13 protein-coding genes and 3 pseudogenes are annotated in these 17,794 nt (G+C 67.3%); 5 read left to right on the plus strand and 11 right to left on the minus strand.

Translation table 11 applies throughout. The annotated features are described in order from the left end of the window. Window positions 1-27 precede the first annotated feature (27 nt). Window positions 28-1,632 (minus strand): hypothetical protein, encoded by a 1,605-nt coding sequence (locus tag OG580_RS36030; protein ID WP_267048274.1) that lies wholly within the window; start codon window positions 1,630-1,632, stop codon window positions 28-30. Window positions 1,633-2,552: 920 nt separating this feature from the next. Here OG580_RS36030 and OG580_RS36035 point away from each other — a divergent pair. The 3 genes and pseudogenes from OG580_RS36035 to OG580_RS36045 all read left to right on the plus strand — a co-directional run bounded on the left by OG580_RS36035 (window position 2,553) and on the right by OG580_RS36045 (window position 7,438). Continuing rightward, complete coding sequence (locus tag OG580_RS36035; RefSeq protein WP_267048275.1) at window positions 2,553-5,651, plus strand: dsDNA nuclease domain-containing protein; 3,099 nt, start codon at window positions 2,553-2,555, stop codon at window positions 5,649-5,651. 862 nt (window positions 5,652-6,513) lie between these two features. Then, window positions 6,514-7,101 (plus strand): annotated as a pseudogene (locus OG580_RS36040) (transposase); the annotation flags it as partial. 40 nt (window positions 7,102-7,141) lie between these two features. After that, entirely contained in the window at window positions 7,142-7,438 is a 297-nt protein-coding gene (locus tag OG580_RS36045) for a hypothetical protein (RefSeq protein WP_267048276.1), read from the plus strand. A 375-nt stretch (window positions 7,439-7,813) separates the two neighbouring features. Here the strand turns inward: OG580_RS36045 and OG580_RS36050 are convergent, their stop codons facing one another. From OG580_RS36050 to OG580_RS36095, 10 genes and pseudogenes are all read right to left on the minus strand, one after another. Further along, window positions 7,814-7,945 (minus strand): hypothetical protein, encoded by a 132-nt coding sequence (locus tag OG580_RS36050; RefSeq protein WP_267048277.1) that lies wholly within the window; start codon window positions 7,943-7,945, stop codon window positions 7,814-7,816. A 275-nt stretch (window positions 7,946-8,220) separates the two neighbouring features. Beyond that, window positions 8,221-8,388 (minus strand): hypothetical protein, encoded by a 168-nt coding sequence (locus OG580_RS36055; RefSeq protein WP_267048278.1) that lies wholly within the window; start codon window positions 8,386-8,388, stop codon window positions 8,221-8,223. Between the two features lie 482 nt (window positions 8,389-8,870). Continuing rightward, on the minus strand, window positions 8,871-9,176 hold the full coding sequence (locus tag OG580_RS36060) for a hypothetical protein (protein ID WP_267048279.1): 306 nt from the start codon (window positions 9,174-9,176) through the stop codon (window positions 8,871-8,873). 494 nt (window positions 9,177-9,670) lie between these two features. After that, window positions 9,671-9,901 (minus strand): hypothetical protein, encoded by a 231-nt coding sequence (locus OG580_RS36065; RefSeq protein ID WP_267048280.1) that lies wholly within the window; start codon window positions 9,899-9,901, stop codon window positions 9,671-9,673. A gap of 313 nt (window positions 9,902-10,214) precedes the next feature. After that, a complete protein-coding gene (locus tag OG580_RS36070; protein ID WP_267048281.1) occupies window positions 10,215-10,388 on the minus strand; it encodes a hypothetical protein in 174 nt (57 codons plus the stop codon). Window positions 10,389-10,879: 491 nt separating this feature from the next. Continuing rightward, window positions 10,880-11,506, minus strand: coding sequence for a hypothetical protein (locus OG580_RS36075; RefSeq protein ID WP_267048282.1), 627 nt, complete (start codon window positions 11,504-11,506; stop codon window positions 10,880-10,882). Then, window positions 11,497-11,793, minus strand: coding sequence for a hypothetical protein (locus tag OG580_RS36080; protein ID WP_267048283.1), 297 nt, complete (start codon window positions 11,791-11,793; stop codon window positions 11,497-11,499). Before OG580_RS36080 ends, OG580_RS36075 begins: the two co-directional genes overlap by 10 nt. A 930-nt stretch (window positions 11,794-12,723) precedes the next feature. Further along, the gene (locus tag OG580_RS36085) at window positions 12,724-13,170 is read right to left on the minus strand and encodes a hypothetical protein (protein ID WP_267048284.1); all 447 of its coding nucleotides are present in this window, start codon (window positions 13,168-13,170) and stop codon (window positions 12,724-12,726) included. Window positions 13,171-13,395: 225 nt separating this feature from the next. After that, window positions 13,396-13,884: pseudogene (locus OG580_RS36090) on the minus strand (DnaB-like helicase N-terminal domain-containing protein); the annotation flags it as partial. Between the two features lie 176 nt (window positions 13,885-14,060). Beyond that, window positions 14,061-14,756, minus strand: a complete 696-nt coding sequence (locus OG580_RS36095) for an MOSC domain-containing protein (protein WP_267048285.1) — start codon at window positions 14,754-14,756, stop codon at window positions 14,061-14,063. 312 nt (window positions 14,757-15,068) lie between these two features. Between OG580_RS36095 and OG580_RS36100 the strand changes: the two genes are divergently transcribed. Together OG580_RS36100 and OG580_RS36105 are read left to right on the plus strand one after the other, a co-directional pair. Continuing rightward, window positions 15,069-15,248 carry a hypothetical protein gene (locus OG580_RS36100; RefSeq protein WP_323182704.1) on the plus strand — a complete coding sequence of 60 codons (180 nt, stop codon included), beginning with the start codon at window positions 15,069-15,071 and terminating at the stop codon, window positions 15,246-15,248. A gap of 49 nt (window positions 15,249-15,297) precedes the next feature. After that, a pseudogene (locus tag OG580_RS36105) lies at window positions 15,298-17,794 on the plus strand (Helicase associated domain protein); the annotation flags it as partial.

The raw sequence follows: 17,794 nt of genomic DNA on the forward strand, positions 1-17,794 counted from the left end.
CGAGTGCCTGTGTTTGGTGTCTCGGGTTCAGAGCCACTCGGGAAGTACGGCCGGAAGGCTGCACCAGGAACGCATCCGAGACAGTTCTACTGTTGCCCGGGACGACGACTTCCCGAGGCGCTTGTACCGGATGACTCCGGTGAGCGCCCAGGCGAGCTCGTCATCGCCTGCGAACTTTGCCAGATCGCGGAAGCTGCGGAGGCGGGTGATCGCTTCTGCGGGTGCCTGGTCCATGGTTTGCGCGGCTTGCAGGGCGGTCCATCGGCGCACGTGGTGGGTGGAGAGGACGGGGGCGTTGTCGTATGTCCATGAGAGCTGGGCGCGGAAGTAGGCCATCATTTTCGCCTCGCTGTCCTGGGGTGCTGTCGCCACTTCGTGCCAGGGAGCGAGGGGGCCGGCCAGTGTGTGGACTTCGTCTCTCTGGTGCACGGTGAAACTGAGCTCGTCCACGTGGGCTGGCAGGTAGGGGCGGATGAGGCCCAGGTGAGTGGGGAGCGCAGGTGTGGATTCTGTCCGGGCCTCCACCTTCCAGTGCCTCTCCCCTGGTGTGACGGCGATGTCCCGGTAGCTGGAGTTCTCCAGCATCACAGTGATCATCTGCTCAGGGGTGAGGCCCAGCGCCTCCCACAGGTCTTCGGTGGCGAAGTTGGTGAACCCGAGCTCGCCCATTGCCTGCCACAGCGCCAACTGGCAGGCGTGGATGCTTTCATAGCCCTGGAAGACACCGTCGATGACGTCGCGCCACACCACGGTGCGGGTGTTCTTCTTCCGCTCGATGACTACACCGGCGTCGCCGTAGTGGACCAGAGCATGGGCACGGCCGGTACGCAGGTCGTTGTCCAGCCCGTCGAGGAGGCCGTGCAGGGCTGGTTCCTGCTGCGCTGCGGTGATGAGCTCGGTGGCGTTCTTGTGCCGCAGGTTCGTGTAGGCGGCCGATTTACGGCCGCAGGCCAACAGGAGGGCAGAGGCGATGACCTGGCCCGGTCCTTCGACCTGGGCCATCGCGATGCCGAGCAGAGCTCGGCCGGCCTGCCGGGAGTGAGTGGCGTGGTCGACGGCGTGGACTGCTTCCATCGATCCGTCGAAAAGCTCGTGGAGGGCCCGCTTGAAGTCGCCTTCGAAGAACGGTTCTTGTGCCAGCGTCCGCAAGACCTCGGGGTTGGAGCGGAACACGTCATAGGCGAGGCGCATGACCTCACGGAAGCGCTCCGGGTCGAAGATGCTCTGGGCCAGGGCCTGCCCGATGGCGAACATGACTCCAGAGCCGTCGACGCCTCGTGAGCCGGTGACGCCCTGAAGCTGGTCCCGGGCTGCTGCGTCAAGGGCCAGCAGATCGGGCACTTGATAGGTGCGCAGTGCGCGGGCCAGCAGGATCGTCTGGATCCGCGCGGTGTCCCGCTCGGCGGACAGAAGTTGCGCTCCGTCGGCCGTAGTGTTGGCTGTCTTGATGAGTTCTGCGGCACGGTCGTGGTGGCTTTGGGCCTGTGCCCCGTGTTTCTGTGCTTGCAGGGGGGTGGAGGCCAGCAGGGCGGCGAGGTAGGCGTCGATCATCGAGGTCAGCTCGGCAACCAGCTCACGCAGGGTGGTGAGCAGCACTTTCAGTGGGCGTCTGGCGTCGGTGTTGTGCACCATGGCACGCAGTTCCGTGAACTCGACGACGCGGGCCTTGAGGTCTGCCGCTCCATGCTCGGTGGCCTGTGCTGCTTCTGCTACTGCCGTGAAGAAGCCGCTGCACCATGTTGCGAGGCGCTTGAAGAGAGCAGCATGCAGGGTCTCGGGGACTCCGAGTGGGCCGTTGGACAGTGGGGTGACGGGCTGCGCCAGCAGCTTCCGCGCCTCAGCAGCAGCCTCACGGCGTGCACGGCCAGCCGTGTCGATCTCCCACGGCTGGGGACGGCGGCCGCAGTCGGGGCAGATGATTCCCCGGATCCGGCTGATGCCGCATTCGGAACAGCTGAATCTGCGAGAAGGACAGCTTGAAGGCGTACGAGGTCATGGAACGGATCACTTCTGTCTGTGCGGATGCGACGTGGTGGTTGCCGTCCACGCTGCATCGACGCTACCCCTGAGCACTGACATCGGTGAATCTGCTCGATCTGGGGCAGGGTGATACACAGGCGTCGAGCTCCCCCAGCCGGAAGTACCGGAAGGCGTAGGCGAGGGTGGGGAGGGCGGAGAGACGTTCGTCAAGGCGGTCGGGTTCATCGAACTGAGCATGAGAACCAGCGGGTCTTTCGGCAGGGTGGTCCAGCAGTCGAGCGTAGCCGCCACCGATACCCGGGGCGTCCATCCGGCGCTGCAGAGCGGTGAGCTCGTCCGGTGGTCTCATACGGCTTGATGATGCGGTCCGGCCGCAGGCTGTGCGCCTCGAGCTGAGTGACCCACCAGCTGGGCTGGCCTCCCCTGCGCCGGGTCGCCAGAGCGTCTCGGCCGACCGGTTCAACCTTCCCTCTGCGGGCCTCAGGCATTAACGAACGGGAACACCACACCCGTCATCAGCGGACAGGCAAAGCACTAAGCTGAACGACGCCGCACGCATCCGGGGGGATCTTGTGACCGATCCGATCAACATCGTGGCACCGGATGATTCCGGCTCCATGACCCAGCAGCGCTTCGAGTACCAGGCACACGCCGCGCTGCGGCCGATCCTTCAGATGCTTGGGGGAAGGGGCGTCAGGCATGTGACGTGTGAGCACATCGAGGACATCGTGGTGGCTTCGGCGGACCCTGAAGGTCTGGCCGCGCGCTGGGACTTCCAGCAGATCAAGACACGCGACGGTAACAAGTCGTGGACTCTGGCCGGGATCATCAAGGCCGAACCTCTGCGCAGTCTGTGGCGTACGCACCAGGCGCTCAAGGGTTTCGAGCTCACGTACCAACTCACGGTGGGACTGGAGGGGCAGCTTCAGAAGAGCGACGATGTCAAAGCCCTGGCCGGTGGTGCCGGTGGTAGTCGTGCAGCGGTGGTCCAGCAGGTCGGAAGCCACTTGAACGTTTCGGATCGTGCGTTGTTGGTCGAGTTTCTGAGCCTGGTTCGTATAGAGGAGTTGCCTAGGCGTGGTGAGCTCGAGCTACGAAACTGGAAGGCGCTGCAGGAGCTGGCAGCTGACCTGACTGGTGCTCAGGTCGATGCGTTGTACGAGCGGCTTCTGCAGCTCACGCACCGCGCTATGCAGGGTAGTGCCGGGCCGAACTGGCCCGCGTTGGTCGCGGTTCTCGATCCGACCGAACAGGTCCTCCGTAAGCGGATCACTCTCTCTCTTCTAGCCGGAGAGATCCGCCGGTCAGGACTGGGGGCCTTGTGCGCGCGGGTGGGCGTGGTGGACCTTCCTGGCCGTGCCGGGGGCGTCCGGAGCGCTGATCTGCCGCTGCAGGTTGGGGTGATCCCTGTGCTTGCTGACGACTTTCAGGACCGTGCTGTGCAAGGTCTCCTTCGCTCTGGGGCCACGGCCGACGGCCAGCAGGTATACAGCCACGTACTGGCAGGGATGGGTGGCACCGGTAAGAGTCAGGTCGCCGCCCATCATGCCGATTGGCTGTTGAGGCAGGGGAAGACGGATCTGGTGGTGTGGGTCAACGCCGCCAGTGTCGAGGGTATACGCGGGGCCTTCGGCAGGGCTGCAGCGATGGTCGGCGCCGTCGAAGCCGGCAACCTCGAAACCGCACCGACCGCGTTCGTGGAATGGCTCGGGACTGCCGGGTGCAGGTGGCTCATCGTCCTGGACGACCTCCGTGACCCACTGAACATGCGCGGCTTGTGGCCTCCCAAGCGTGAGGCCGGGCAGGTGGTGATTACCACCCGCCGGCGCGATCCTGGCCTTCGTTCCTCCATGCAGGACCTGATTGAGTTCGGTCCGTTCTCCCCTGACCAGTCGAGCGCCTATCTCAGTCGCCGGTTTGCCACGCATCGCCTGTCCGAGCCGCCTGAAGAAATCGCCGGCCTAGCAGAGGAACTCGGTCACCTACCGCTTGCGCTGGCTCAAGCGGCCTCGTATGTAGTCGACCTCTCGGACGCCGGGATGACTGTTGCCCGGTACCGTGATCTGCTGAATCGACGGCTCCCTCTCACAGAGCTCTCTCCCGGTCCAGCTGCTCTCCCTGACGACCAGAGTGAAACCCTCGCCAGAGTGCTGGGCCTCTCGCTCAAGCGGGCCGACGAAGTCACCAGCGGCCTGGCAACGCCGATCCTGCAGCTTGCCAGCTTCCTGGACCCGTCCGGATTCCCAGCCAGCGTGCTCACAACCTGGCGCGCCATCACGTACTTCTCCGCTGCTCTCAATGATTCGGGGTCCTGGACCAAGCACGTGCGCGCAGACGACGTGGCCCAAGCAATGCGGACGCTAAGTCGCCTCAGCCTGGTGAACATCTCCCCTGTCCACGGCCATGCTGCGGGCCACCGTTCCGAGAACCTGGTGGCCGTCCACGCGCTCACCCAGCACGCGGCCTACGACACGGTCCCGCAGGGATGGCACGGCGATCTGGGGCGCACTGTCGGCGGCGCGCTCTCCGAGGTCTGGCCTGAGGACAATTACGACGGCGACATCACCAGGGCACTGCTGACCAGTGCCTTCAGGTTGGAGTCAGCTGTGGGAGAGGAGGATCTGTGGGATCCCGACTATGATCCACAGTTCCTGCTCAAGGCCAGCCGCAGCCTTGGCGAGAGCGGCCAGGTCAGCGACGCCATCGCTCGCTTCGGCGAGCTCGCAACCACAGCAGCCCACCGGTTCGACCCTGAGGACACGTACACCCTGAGTGCGCGACATGGACACGCATTCTGGCGCTGCGAGGCTGGCGACCCAGCCGGAGCAGCGAAGGAGTTCGCGGAGCTGGCCGCGGTGCGTATGCGCGTCCTCGGCCCCGACCACGTCCAGACTCTCGTCACCCGTGCGAACCACGCCCGATGCCTGGGCGAGGCAGGAGACGTCGCGGAGGCCGTCCGGCTTCTGGAGGAGCTCCTCGAGCACCAAATCCGGGTTCTCGGCCCCGACCACCGCGAGGTCCTGATTGTCCGCAACAACCTGGCCAGCTGGGAGGAGGATCCGCTCGAAGCGCTGGAGCAGCACCAAGCTCTACTGGGCGACGAGATCCGGGTCCTGGGTTCTGACCACCCACACATCCTCACCACACGCGAAAACATCCTCTATCTGACGCGCGAAACCGGCAGCGAAGACGAGATCGACGGAGCATTCGAGGCGCTCCTGGAGGACCAGACCCGGATCCTCGGGCCCGACCACCCCGAGATCCTCGGCACGAGAAGCGACTTGGCCCACCACCGCGGCAATATCGAAGCCGCAGCCGAGTACATGCGCGGCCTACTCACACACCGCTCCGGTGCCCTGGGGCCCGACCATCCACGTACACTCACGGCCCGTCATAAGCTCATTGGGTTGCAGGCGCCACTCTCGCCCGTCAACGAGCAAGTGGCAGCCCGCGAGGCACTGTTCTGGGACATGGAGCGCGTGTTCGGGTCTGACCACCGGAACACCCTCATCACTCGCCGCGAGCTGGCGTTCTCACGTCACCTTGCGGGTGACACAGAACGAGCCGTCGCCGAGTTGGAACAACTCCTCACCGACCTCGAACGGTTGTTGCACACCGACGTGTACTTCAGCGTGTATCTCCTGCTGAAGGACATTCAGCAGGAGGGTTGATTCGTGATGGACTTCCAGAAGTGCCACTCGAGCCAAGCTTCCGGACGAGATCCAGGCAGCGGCGGGCGCCCTGGTCAGGCGGGCGCGGACGTCACGGCGACACACTCTCCGAGTGACACCGACGTCACAACACGTGGCTCGCTCTCCCACTGAGGGCCCGAACGCTGCGCCAAGCGGAGCAGCGCGCCCGCCACTGGCGCTTTGGACCCGCGGCGGCATCGCTCTCATCAGCGCCATAACCATGAGAATCGCCCCGCTAGGGGTTGTAGTCTCGACCATCCTTCGACATCCACACCTACCGGCACGAGAGCAACATCGGCCCTGCGGACGGGCCCCGCTTGGATGGGTAGAGTTTGGGATCAACAGTCGGCCTGGCCGAACTGCCGGCGCGGCGGCTACCCCGATCCCCATGCGCGTGGTGCCGCCGTCCGACGGATGGCGGCACCCGGCCGGGGAGGAACTGCTGCCTGACGAGACAGCCGAGGCCAGGTCCCAACTGGAACTTCGCTATCGGCCATCCGCACTGTGGCCCAGCGAATAGCAACGCGACACGGCTGGACCGCGGTCACCCAGGGCATCTCCCTGGGAAGATCTGGACCGGCACGTCACCAGGCCACACAAATCTCATTTTGGCATGACCACGCCAGAGCTTTCGATCCGCGCACCCTCTCAACGAAAGAATTTACCGATGAAGTTGCAACACCTCGCATTAGATCTAACGCATGCCTGGTCGACAGCATGATCAAGTTGACCTTAGATGGATACCCCCAGCTCAGAGGACTCTTAAATTCTTCCCCATGGATCTGCAACATCCCAGGTAAACGAGCCTGCGACGTTGTAACTAGATAGGTAACTGACACTCGACCGCGTCTTCGCGTTCGACGAGTTCGGGCCGCTCGGCATCCGCCCCACTGGCGGCTCGGGCTGGGCTCCTGCCGGTCACCCCGAGCGGCACCCCGCGACCTACCACCGCACCCACGGCGTCCGTTACTTCCACGGCTGCTACTCGATCGGCGACGACACACTCTGGGGCGTCAACCGCCGCAGGAAGGGCGCCGCAAACACCCTGACCGCCCTCCGCTCGATCCGCGCGGCCCGCCCGGACGGCGCACCGATCTACGTCATCCTGGACAACCTCTCCGCCCACAAGGGCGAGACCATCCGGCGCTGGGCGAAGAAGAACCGCGTCGAGCTGTGCTTCACCCCGACCTACGCGTCCTGGGCCAACCCGATCGAGGCCCACTTCGGACCATTGCGGCAGTTCACCGTCGCCAACTCCCACCACCGCAACCACACCGTCCAGACCCGGGCCCTGCACGCCTATTTACGCTGACGGAACACCAACGCCCGCCACCCCGATGTCCTGGCCGCGCAACGCAGGGAACGCGCCTGCATCCGCAGCGAGAAGGGCATCCGCTGGGGCGGACGCCCACTGATCCGAGCTGCTTGATCGTGGTGGTGGATCCGACCGGGACCAGTACCGTGCGGACATGGCAGGCAAGCGGCAGCCGTACTGGCGCACCATCGGGACCCCGACGACTCTCGTGCTCTACCGAACCGTCGGCAGATGGCGGTATGCGATCTACTTCACCGAACCGTCGGGCGTCGCCGATGGCGCTCTCAACGATCCCGTGTCCTCGTCCGAGCCCGGTATCGCGCAGGCTGCCTGCCGCCAGAAGGCCGAAGAACTCACGCACAGAGGCCTGGAGGTCCTCTGGCGCGAATCCGATCAACCGGACGGGTGGACCGGCACCATCACCAGCGTCGGCCCACGTCCACCTGTCTAACCGAATCAGCGCGTCATTCAACCTGGCGAACCTTCGCGGTCAGAGCACTAGAAGATGTCCTGGCCAGGTGCGCAGCCGGGTTTGCTGGACAGCTCCCCAGCGGGGTCGCACCACCATGTCCAGCCTCATGACCCCTCACTGAGACTCACCAGTCCTCACCGTGGTGCGATGGTGCCTATCGGTGCCTGGCTCGGCTAACCTGGCGATGGACACCTTGTCCATGGCCGCCTCGCGGTGGTGGAAATGACGAAGGCCCGGAACCGGTTGCCGCCAGTCCCAGGCCGTCGCCTCAAGGTGTGACTACGAAGCCCGGCCGACTGATTCGCGGCCGGGCTCAGTCATGAGCCGACCATCTCGTCCGGTCCTCGTCCATCTCTAGCCCAGCCAGAGAGTCACCACCCTGTCGATGATCTCCGCGACCAGCAGCGGCGCCAGCCAGTCGATCACCGCCTGCCATGCGCGGCGCTTCTTCTGACCAGCCGGTGGCTGCTCGTTCTCGGGCATCATCTGCCCCTCCCAACACGGCCCGTTGGCCCTGGGCCCCAGGGCACCGCCCCTAGTTGGGACGGAGACTCGAGGACCGGTCTCAGGAGGAACGATCCCTAGCCTAGGCGAAGAACGGAACTTCGAAGGCACCCCCCACATGTTGTGTCGTCCCGTCAACAAGCGCTCTGTACCGTCCCGGAGGGCGTCTTACGGCTGTCGAGTTCTCGCTTCAGGCCGAGCGCGCCTCGTCCCGTCCAGGAAGGTCCGGGCGGGACGAGGCGCCTTGCACGCCGGTCTTAGCGGCCGATCATCTGGCGCAGGCCAAAGAGGCTGGCGCCGACGGCGGTGAGGCCGGTGAGTACGGCCGTGGGGAGGTTGGGGGTCGCCGCGTACGTCAGGAGACCGAAGCCCCCTCCGATGATCACGGAGAAGAGGAACACAACGGCGCCGTGCGTGGTCAGCATCGGCCCGGCGTGGGGCTCCTGCGCGTGAACCTGATCTCCGGATCCTGCGGTACCGTCGAATCCAGTGGTTGGGTGTGACATAGGCGTACCTGCCTTCTCGATGTTCGGTTCGTCCCGTGCACGAGGCACCCGCTACGACTGGTCGGGGAGTCCCGCCGCTGCGCCCACGCCGGCCAAAGCTCGGTGCAGCAGGGACTCCCCGTCGTCGTATCGGGAGTTCGCGTTCAACACGATACGCAGGGGGCGCAGACCTGCCCCAATCGGCAGGGCGAGGGTCGCCGAGGGCTTTCGGGCGGCAGAGTCGGGGGAAAGTCTCTGACCTGCGGAAACCATGCAATGACTGTGTGTGAACCTGGCTTGGTCGAACCCCAGGGTCAGACCGCCGGGCCCGACGAAGAAGTCCAGAAACTACGTCGATCTCGACCCGCTTCTCCTCATCAACCCGCGTGCATGTCCCTGGGAGTGGCTCAGGAGTTGCCCCGCTACTGGTCACCAGGTCGACAGTCAACGGACGTTCGGACGCGGCGCTTCTGGAAGACGTACATCCTCTTGAACTTGGGCTTCGCGAGCTCGGAGGCCTTGCGGACGATGCACATGTTCCTGACCTTGGAGCCCATCTCGAAGACGATGTCGTCGCCAACGTAGCCGTTCTTGACCAAGATCAAGGTGGGCTGATGTGCCCCTGCCGTTCCCGACGGACGACCCGGTTCATCTTCCTCCTTGTAGAAGTAGGACTTGCCGACCTTCTTCATCTCCGTGAAGAGCGCCTCGCCCTTGTTCCGCTGCACACCGACTCGATCTTCGGAACCGTGTGGAACGTCTTGGCCTCGTTCCGGCACATCAACTCGATCGACTCGACGAAGACGAACTGCCGGTCGTCTCGCCCCTGGCAGGTCCGTGGGCGTATGGCCGCGCCCCCTTGATCGACAGGTGGGCAAGGGAGCCAGCCGTCGGGTGCAAGGCGGTCAAGGGGGTGTCCCCCCTTCGACCCGAGCAGGCCGGCCGCCACCGGGCGGAGCTGACACTCGAGGTGCTGTCACACCGGGATCCGGGGTGGAGGTACGGGGGGCGCAGGTCAGCGCTCGTGACAGGTCGGCCGTGTGACAGGCGGCGTGACAGGGCTGGGTCATCGCAGGGCCACGACCAGAGCAATGGCGGCGATGAGGGCGGCGCTGGCACGCGGCAAGAAGAGTTGGGGCGGCCCGGCGGTACTGCTCCCAGAGCGCATCTGGGCGCCGGGCCTCGCCCGCGCACGCCATATCGGCGCGGGCTGGAGCCGACCCTACGGCAGCAGCACGGACGTGGTCCCGGCATCCGCCGGACCGCCGCCAAGACGGCGCCGCCGGGCGAGGCGGGACGTCAAAAGCGCGGTTCCGGGGGCGGGGGCGGGTTCGGCGGCCCGGCCACCGGCAGCGGCGCGTTCGGCAGCGGTCATCGCTCGCCGGTCGCGGACGACCGGCTCGGGCAGGTCGGTCCGGCCGGGGCCGAGGGGACGGCGTGGTGCGGTGGTCACCGTCCAAGTCTCCCCGACACCCGTGCCCCGGCCTTTCGCAGGTTCGCCTCTTCGTACGGCTATGCGTACAAAGAGGTGTCGTCGCGCGGATCAGGCTTGCCCACGGGGCCTGACCAGGAGGAACGCTCTTGATCGCGAAAGTGGGGGTCCCACCTCCGGTCACACCTCCGGTGCAACCCCTAGTGCACCTCTGCAGACAACGGTGGGGACAACCTTCGGTGCAACCCTCCCGAGGTGGGCCCGGGAGGGCTTGCCCACCCCGGAACGGCTGCGCATCCGTACGGCCTCCGGCCCCCGTTGCCGGGGGCCGGCTCTACAGGTCGGCGAGGCCGAGGACGGCGGCGACGTACAGGGCGCCGAACGCGCAGGCGACCGTCAGGGGGATGCCGAGGCGGGGGTGGCGCCAGACGAGGTAGCCGGGCACGGCCAGGACGAGCAGGCCGACGGTGGGCAGGAGCAGCAGGACCAGGAGCGTGGTCGTGGACATGGAAGTCCCCCTCGAGGTGGGTGTGGGATGGCCGGTCGGTCGACGCGGCGATCCGCACTTTCAAGGAGGAAGGGGTTAGCCGCGCAACTCCCCGGCACCCAAAGCCCCGAGGGGACCTCATTCAATAGATCGCGTACCTCTGACCTGGTACTTCTCGCGGCCGGGCAAGCCTTAGGCGACCCTGGGCAAGCCTTGAATACGGCCATGCCATGGGCATGGGCAAGCCCCGCAAGGCGCCTGCCCGGGGGCGTCGGGGATGGTGTGTGGTCGGCTGGCGTGGGGTGATGCCGCCGGGTTTGGGTGGGTGGTCAGTTGAAGGTGATGTCCCAGTGGATGCCGCCGCTGCCCGAGGCACTCTGCCGCTACATCGGCGAGACCCCGGCCGACGTCTCCGCGTACGTCTCCGACCGCTGCCGTACGTCACGTCGATGACGTACGGCAGCAAGCACACCAGGGTGCAGGCCTTCAGTTGCAGGCGCGGGAACGCCGGCCTACGCCGAAGCCATCCCACCCATCCGTTCAGCGACCTGAGCAGACTTCTTCAGCGCAACCAGGCGCCGCCACGTGAACACCCAGACATCGAGGGCTTCGACGCCGCACGCACGAAGGAACGCGAGATAGCGGTCGTAGTCCGGCACCAAGGGCGTCCCTCGCAGCATGTCACTCACGGTGCTACGCCGAAGCACCCCGTTGCTGAGGCGCTCCAGGGTCCTGAGTGACGGCTCGCCTCCCCACACGTGAACCGCGTTCAGCACTTCCTGAAGCTCCGCAGGACTGCCGACACCGATGGGGTCCGGCTGGCCGAACTTCGGAACGTACGAAGGCTCACGCCGAAGCGATGGCCTCTCGTTCGGCGTTTTCAGGCCGTGGTGGGCAACCAGGTTGCGCAGCGAGTGCAGGTACTCACGCTCCTCAGCGTCGAGGAGAACAAAGTCCAGCAATCGATCAAGGTTGCGCCTGCTGGGAAGTCGTCGGCCGATGAAGTAGTTATCCAAGACCTCATGGGGGATCCCTTCCTCCCGAACCCGCCTGAAGGGGTCGCGGCCTGAATTGGCCTCCCGCTCGAAGACATCTTTCAGCTCTGCGGCGAACCTGATCCGATCTTCGATTACGCCCACGGCCATCCCCCCTTCTTCGCATTACGCCGGCGGCGGAGCGTGCGGGAGATGCCGTGGCCCAGCCGGAGCACTGCCTCAAGGGCAACCGCGGCGAGGATGGCTCCGATCACCTCCACAGGGTGGGTGAGGGACAGCCACACAAGGACGAGCAGTGCCAGGCTCCCGATAGTGGCGAGGCGGAACCCGAAGGTCTTGGGCTGCTCGACGGGCGCGTACACGCACCCGGGGGAGATAGGGACGACCGGCTGGAAAACCCAGCCGACCCCCAGAACATAGAAGGGGAACACGATCTGATGACCTTTCGTCGAATGGCTTCGATGCGCGAGATGCGCGGACTGCGCGCAGGCGGAGGCGTAGACGAGGGCTTCGCGGGCCCCTCACGCCTTCGGTGCAATCCCAATGATGTCGCCCCGGTATATCTGGTTCAACTGACCCCGAACCGGACTCCTCAGCTCCGAATGGACCGTCAGGAGCGTCGCTACCGAACGTTACTGATGGAACATTAGATTACAAAGCTGGTCAAATGGGAATCTAGGCTTCTGCACGAACGCTGACTCTCCGTCCAGAGCTGTCCGGGACTGTCCGGTGAGATGACCCCAACTCCGAGGGAACGTGCTGGTAGTTGCCGGGAAAGTGGTAGGGGTGTCCGGGACCGTCCGGCAGCGTCCGGTGCGATGACCTAGGTAAAGCGAACAGTGGAAACTCGGCGCTACGAGCTGCTTGTTCGAATGGCTTCGATGCGCACTCGTTGGAGACGTGTTTCGCGGCACGCTCCTTGTGACTGACGTCACTTCTTCGTACAGAAGCCCGTGCCTGACGGCACGGGCTTCTTGCTGTTCCAGACGACACTTCACCGCGGCAGTCGGGCCTCGGTTCGACAACGAGTGTTCCCACAGAGCACCAGGCGCGGGCACCGCCACCCGGTACCGCCCAGGCACCGGCAAGCGACCGGCGCGGGTGGCTGTCAGGCGCCGGCGGGTGGCGGTGCCTTTCCGGTGCCAGATGGCGGTCCGTGCAGACTGTCGCGACGAGCACGATGCGCGCCCGCTGAGCACCGATCCGACGACGAGCACCAGGACCACGAGCACCATCCCTGCCCTGCGGCTTCTGCCTGTCGAGCGGGCCGAGGACAGGGGACTCCTGGGCGATGAAGTCGACCACCAGGCGCAGGCTTCTCCGCGCGGCCGGCAGCGCCTCGGGCAGGGGCCTGGAGACATCTACGCGGGCGCGGTGGCCTGGCCGCCCGGGAGCCGGGTCTGCTTCGCCAGTGTCCGGCCGATCCTGTTCAGGCGGGCCAGGTCGGCGGCGGCGCGCTCCAGGCCAGCCGGGGCGGCGTCGAGGGCAAGGGCTTCTTCGTACTGGGCGAGGGCGCGGGCGGCGAGGTCGGCGGCGGCGGTGAGCCTGCGACCGGCTTCCTCGCGGCGCTGCTTCTCGGCCTCCTGGTCGTCGCCAGCCTTCCGGGCAGGGCGCGGGAGCGTGTAACCGAGCCGCTTGGCGGCGGCCGCGAGGGCGGCCGCGGTGACCTTCTTACCGCTCGCCTGCACATCGGTGACAACTTCGTGGGCCTTGGCCGTTCCGTTGTCCTGGGCGAGGGTCGGGGCGAGGGCTTTCGCGTGGGAGGCGGGCAGCGGACTGTCGGAAAATTCCGACAGTCCGGCGGCCATGACGGCCCGGATCCGCTTGCTGTCGGCGATCAGCTCGTAGACGTACTGGCGGTTGAGGTCGACCTCGGCTTTCGGCGTAGGCCTCGACGCTGGTGTACCCGCCAGCCTTGTAGAGGTCTCGGTCGAGCGCGATGTCGAGCGCCGCGCCCAGCTCGATGGTCAGGCGCACCCGCGCGGCTTTGGCGCTGCCCGCCGCCGTGCTCTTGGCGCGGTGCAGGGCGGCCGTTACGGCGGCCAGCTGTTCCTCCGGGGGGCCAGTGACGGCCTCGGGGTCGAGCGGCTGCGGGGCGAACGGGTCCGGGGCGATGTCGCCGGCAGCGAGGGCGGCGCGATTGGCGGCCTGGGCGACCTGGTCGCCAACCGCGACCCCGGCGGTGGCGTCGGTGATGGGGGCGGCCGGGCAGGAGCGGGGTGGCGTCGGCGGTACGCCCTGGCGCGGGCGATCTCCGCGTAGCGCGGGCCGTTCGCGGTCGTGGGCACCGCCTGGACGCAGGCGTGCAGGTACGCCGCTCCGCCGATCTTGGTCAGCTCCCCGCGCTCGGTCAGCCTGCCGGCGACGGTGATCGGGTCGACCGGCTCTCCTGCCTGGTGCAGGCCGCAGATGGCGCGGTGGATCGTGGCGTGGGCGGGCCGGTAGTACTCCTCCGCGAAGTACCGCCCGGACGCCCCCGTACTGCTCATCAGGGTGCCCAGCACGGCCCGCTCGGCCTCCTGGCTCTGCGGGGGCCGGGACCTGACCCCTCATCCGACGCCGCGTCCCACGGCCCCAACGTCGGCCGATCTCACAACGACACGTCCGTCCCCGGGAGCGATGATCGCGTCGCGCGCACCCCCTCGCCGGTCCGCCCCGCCGCGCCTGGCGAAGAGACCGGCGAGGCCGGGCGGCGAGGCTAGGGCACGACGTACGGCGCCCCGACGATCCAGCCGCCGCGGACCGGCTCCGGCCACTCCTCGTCGGTCAGCCGGACCTCGTCGTCCTCGGTGACGGTGCCGGGGGAGGCCACCCAGCAGTCCAGCGCGAAGGTGCCGTCGTACAGCCGGTGGATGTCGCGCAGGACGTCGTGGTTCCGCTCGCCCGTGTCCGGGTCGACCGTCGTCATGACGCAGCGGGACCGCAGCTTGAGGACGCCGATGACGGCGTCGCCGATGCGCAGGGTACGGCCGGGCCAGTCGCGTTCGGAGAGGCCGGGGACGCCGCCGATCACCAGGTTGGACCGGAGCCGGCGCGGGTCGTGGCCGAGGGCCTGGGCGGCCCCGTCGGTGATGACAGTCAGGTTGAGGACGTCGAACCTCTCCCGGCCGGCGTAGCGCACCGCCTCCGCGTCGGGGCCGGCCGCGCCGCGGATCAGTTCCGCGGCCTCCGGTCCGTCCCAGGGGTGCCCGTTCACCAGCACCCCGCCATCCTCGGCCGTGGTCGCCGACAGACCCAGCAGCCGGGAACGCACCCGTGCGGTCAGCAGGCCGCGGGAGTCCCGGACGTGGACGTGCCGGTCACCGGTCAGGCCGTTGTCGGTGAGTTCGACGCTCTTCAGCTGTTCCCCACGCATGGACTTGACGGGGAATCGCCAGATTTCTCGAAGGTGCACGTGATTCTCTTTCGGGTCCCGGACTGCGCTGTCGGATGGAGCGAACGAAGACAGCGCACCGGACCCTCCGCTTTCGAGGCGTGCGTGTCGTACGCGTCGCGCACGCGGTCATTCTGATGTCGGCCGGTGGCGTGATCCAGTAAGTCCCAGGTCACCCGTGGGCGTCTTCCTGCCATCTCGCGGCTGACCCACCTGAGGATCGGCCGGAAACGGGGTAGCTGTCGGACCGGGGCAGCTTCCTCCCACAGACCTCGCCCGTGAGCGCAGAGTCCCGGGAGGGCGCCCGTCCGTCCGCCGACGGGGGGCGAGGTCGTGCCAGAGGTCGCCGGCCTTGCAGACACCTGGTGGCGCGGCACCGACTCGCTGATCGCCGTCTACCGCGGCGAAGCCGAAATCATGGAATCACCGCGTTGCCAGACCGCCACCATCTACGCCGGACTGGACTCGTGGGGGCTCAGAGGACTCGACGACATCGGCACACCCTCGAAATAACCCCACGCCCCGGCAACCTGAAGTCCGCCCCGGAAAAGGGAACCAGAAAATGCACGTCATCTCACTCAGGGAACACCAGGTCCATCAGAAATCTGCCTTCCGTACATGGGTCGGATTCCCTGAAAGATCATCCGTGCCGCCGCAGGGGGCCCGGGGCACGATCGTGTCAGCGACCGGCTCGGGCAAGACGATCACGGCCGCCGCGTGCGCGCTGGAGTCCTTCGCGGGCGGCCGGATCCTTGTCACCGTCCCGACCCTGGACCTGCTCGTGCAGACCGCCCAGGCGTGGCGCCAGGTGGGCCACCGAGCCCCGATGGTCGCGGTGTGCTCGCTGGAGAACGACCCGGTGCTGAACTCGCTCGGGGTGCGCACCACCACCAACCCGATCCAGCTCTCGCTGTGGGCCGGGGCAGGGCCGGTCGTCGTGCTCGCCACGTACGCCTCCCTCGTGGACCGCGAGGATCCCGAGGACCCGACGGGGCAGCGGAAGGTTCGCGGGCCGCTGGAAGCCGCGCTCGCGGGCGGAGAGCGCCTGTACGGCCAGCGGATGGCCCCGTTCGACCTCGCGATCGTGGATGAGGCCCACGGCACCGCCGGTGATCTTGGGCGGCCGTGGGCGGCGATCCACGACAACCAGCGGATCCCGGCCGACTTCCGGCTCTACCTCACCGCAACCCCGCGGATCCTGGATGCGGCCCGGCCGTAGAACGGCGCGGAGGGCCAGGAGGTGGAGATCGCGAGCATGGCGGACGACCCGGAGGGTACGTACGGGGCGTGGCTCGCCGAGCTCGGACTAAGCGAGGCGATCGAGCGGGAGATCCTTGCCGGGTTCGAGATCGACGTCCTGGAGATCCGCGACCCCTCCCCCGTCCTCGGGGAGACGGAGGAAGCGCGGCGCGGCCGGCGCCTGGCGCTGCTGCAGACCGCACTTTTGGAGCACGCCGCCGCGTACAACCTGCGTACGGTCATGACCTTCCACCAGAAGGTCGAGGAAGCCGCCGCGTTCGCGGAGAAGCTCCCGGAGACCGCTGCCGAGCTGTACGTCAACGACGCATCCAACGACGACCTGGCCGCTGCGGGCCGGCTGCCGAAGTCGTCGATCGACGCGGCCTTCTACGAGCTGGAGGCCGGTCGCCATGTACCCCCGGACCGGGTGTGGTCGGCGTGGCTGTGCGGCGACCACCTCGTCGCCGAACGGCGCGACATCCTGCGCCAGTTCGCCAACGGCATCGACGCGGCCGGCCGACGGGTCCACCGCGCCTTCCTCGCCAGCGTGCGCGTGCTCGGTGAAGGCGTCGACATCACCGGCGAGCGGGGCGTGGAAGCCATCTGCTTCGCTGATACCCGCGGCTCGCAGGTGGAGATCGTCCAGAACATCGGCCGCGCACTCCGGCTCAACAAGGACGGCACCACGAAGATCGCGCGGATCATCGTGCCCGTGTTCCTGGAACCCGGCGAGGACCCCACCGACATGATCGCCTCCGCCAGCTACAAACCACTCGTAGCCGTCCTCCAGGGCCTGCGCGCCCACGACGAGCGTCTGGTCGAGCAGCTCGCTTCCCGGGCGCTCACGAGCGGGAAGCGCAAGGTTCACGTCCGGCGGGACGAGGACGGGCGGATCGTCGGGGCCGGCGGCGCGGGCGACGGCGAGGACCAGGAGGACGACGACACCCAGACCGTCGCCGAAGCGGCCCTGCTGCACTTCTCCAGCCCGCGCGGCGCCGCCACGATCGCCGCGTTCCTGCGCACCCGGGTCTACCGGCCCGAGTCCCTGGTCTGGCTGGAGGGCTACCAGGCCCTGCTGCGGTGGCGGAAGGAGAACGAGATCACCGGCGTCTACGCCGTGCCCTACGACGTCGAGGTCGAGGTCGGCGTCACCAAGGACTTCCCCCTCGGCCGGTGGGTGCACCAGCAGCGCAAGGCGCTGCGGGCCGGGGAGCTGGAGGAACGGCGCAAGACGCTGCTGGACGCCCCGGAGGCCGGGATACTCTGGGAACCCGGCGAGGAGGCATGGGAGACCAAGCTCGCCACGCTCCGCTCCTACCACCGCGCCACCGAACACCTCGCGCCCCGGCAACGCGGTGTGGGGCGAGGACGACGAGATGGTGCCCGTCGGGCAGCACATGGCCAACCTCCGCAGGAAGGGCGGTCTCGGGAAAGACGTGGAGCGGGCCGCCGAGCGCGCGGCGCAGCTGGCCGCGATCGACCCGGACTGGAACTGCTCGTAGCCGCTGGACTGGCAACGGCACTACCGCGCCCTCGCCGACCTGGTCGACACCGACGGCGCCCTGCCACACATCGCGCCGGGCGTCGTCTTCGACGGCGACGACGTCGGCAAGTGGCTCCATCAGCAGAAGCAGCCAGCCACCTGGCCGCGACTCCTGCCCGAGCAGCAGGAGCGACTGACCAAGCTCGGCGTGCAACCCCACCAGGCGCCCTCTCCCACCCCTGCGGCCAGTCGCGGGGCGAAAGGGGGTCGAGCAAGGCGCAGCAGGCGCTCCAGCGCGGCCTGGCGGCCCTGACACAGTGGGTAGAGCGGGAAGGCG

This window comes from Streptomyces sp. NBC_00094 (assembly GCF_026343125.1).
Taxonomy (GTDB): domain Bacteria; phylum Actinomycetota; class Actinomycetes; order Streptomycetales; family Streptomycetaceae; genus Streptomyces.

What these genes read in the sequence shown, in the direction of transcription:
- OG580_RS36030 (WP_267048274.1), bottom strand. Translation starts at nt 1,632, where the DNA reads ATGGTGCACAACACCGACGCCAGACGCCCACTGAAAGTGCTGCTCACC.
- OG580_RS36045 (WP_267048276.1), top strand. Translation starts at nt 7,142, where the DNA reads ATGGCAGGCAAGCGGCAGCCGTACTGGCGCACCATCGGGACCCCGACG.
- OG580_RS36050 (WP_267048277.1), bottom strand. Translation starts at nt 7,945, where the DNA reads ATGATGCCCGAGAACGAGCAGCCACCGGCTGGTCAGAAGAAGCGCCGC.
- OG580_RS36055 (WP_267048278.1), bottom strand. Translation starts at nt 8,388, where the DNA reads ATGCTGACCACGCACGGCGCCGTTGTGTTCCTCTTCTCCGTGATCATC.
- OG580_RS36070 (WP_267048281.1), bottom strand. Translation starts at nt 10,388, where the DNA reads ATGTCCACGACCACGCTCCTGGTCCTGCTGCTCCTGCCCACCGTCGGC.
- OG580_RS36085 (WP_267048284.1), bottom strand. Translation starts at nt 13,170, where the DNA reads ATGGCCGCCGGACTGTCGGAATTTTCCGACAGTCCGCTGCCCGCCTCC.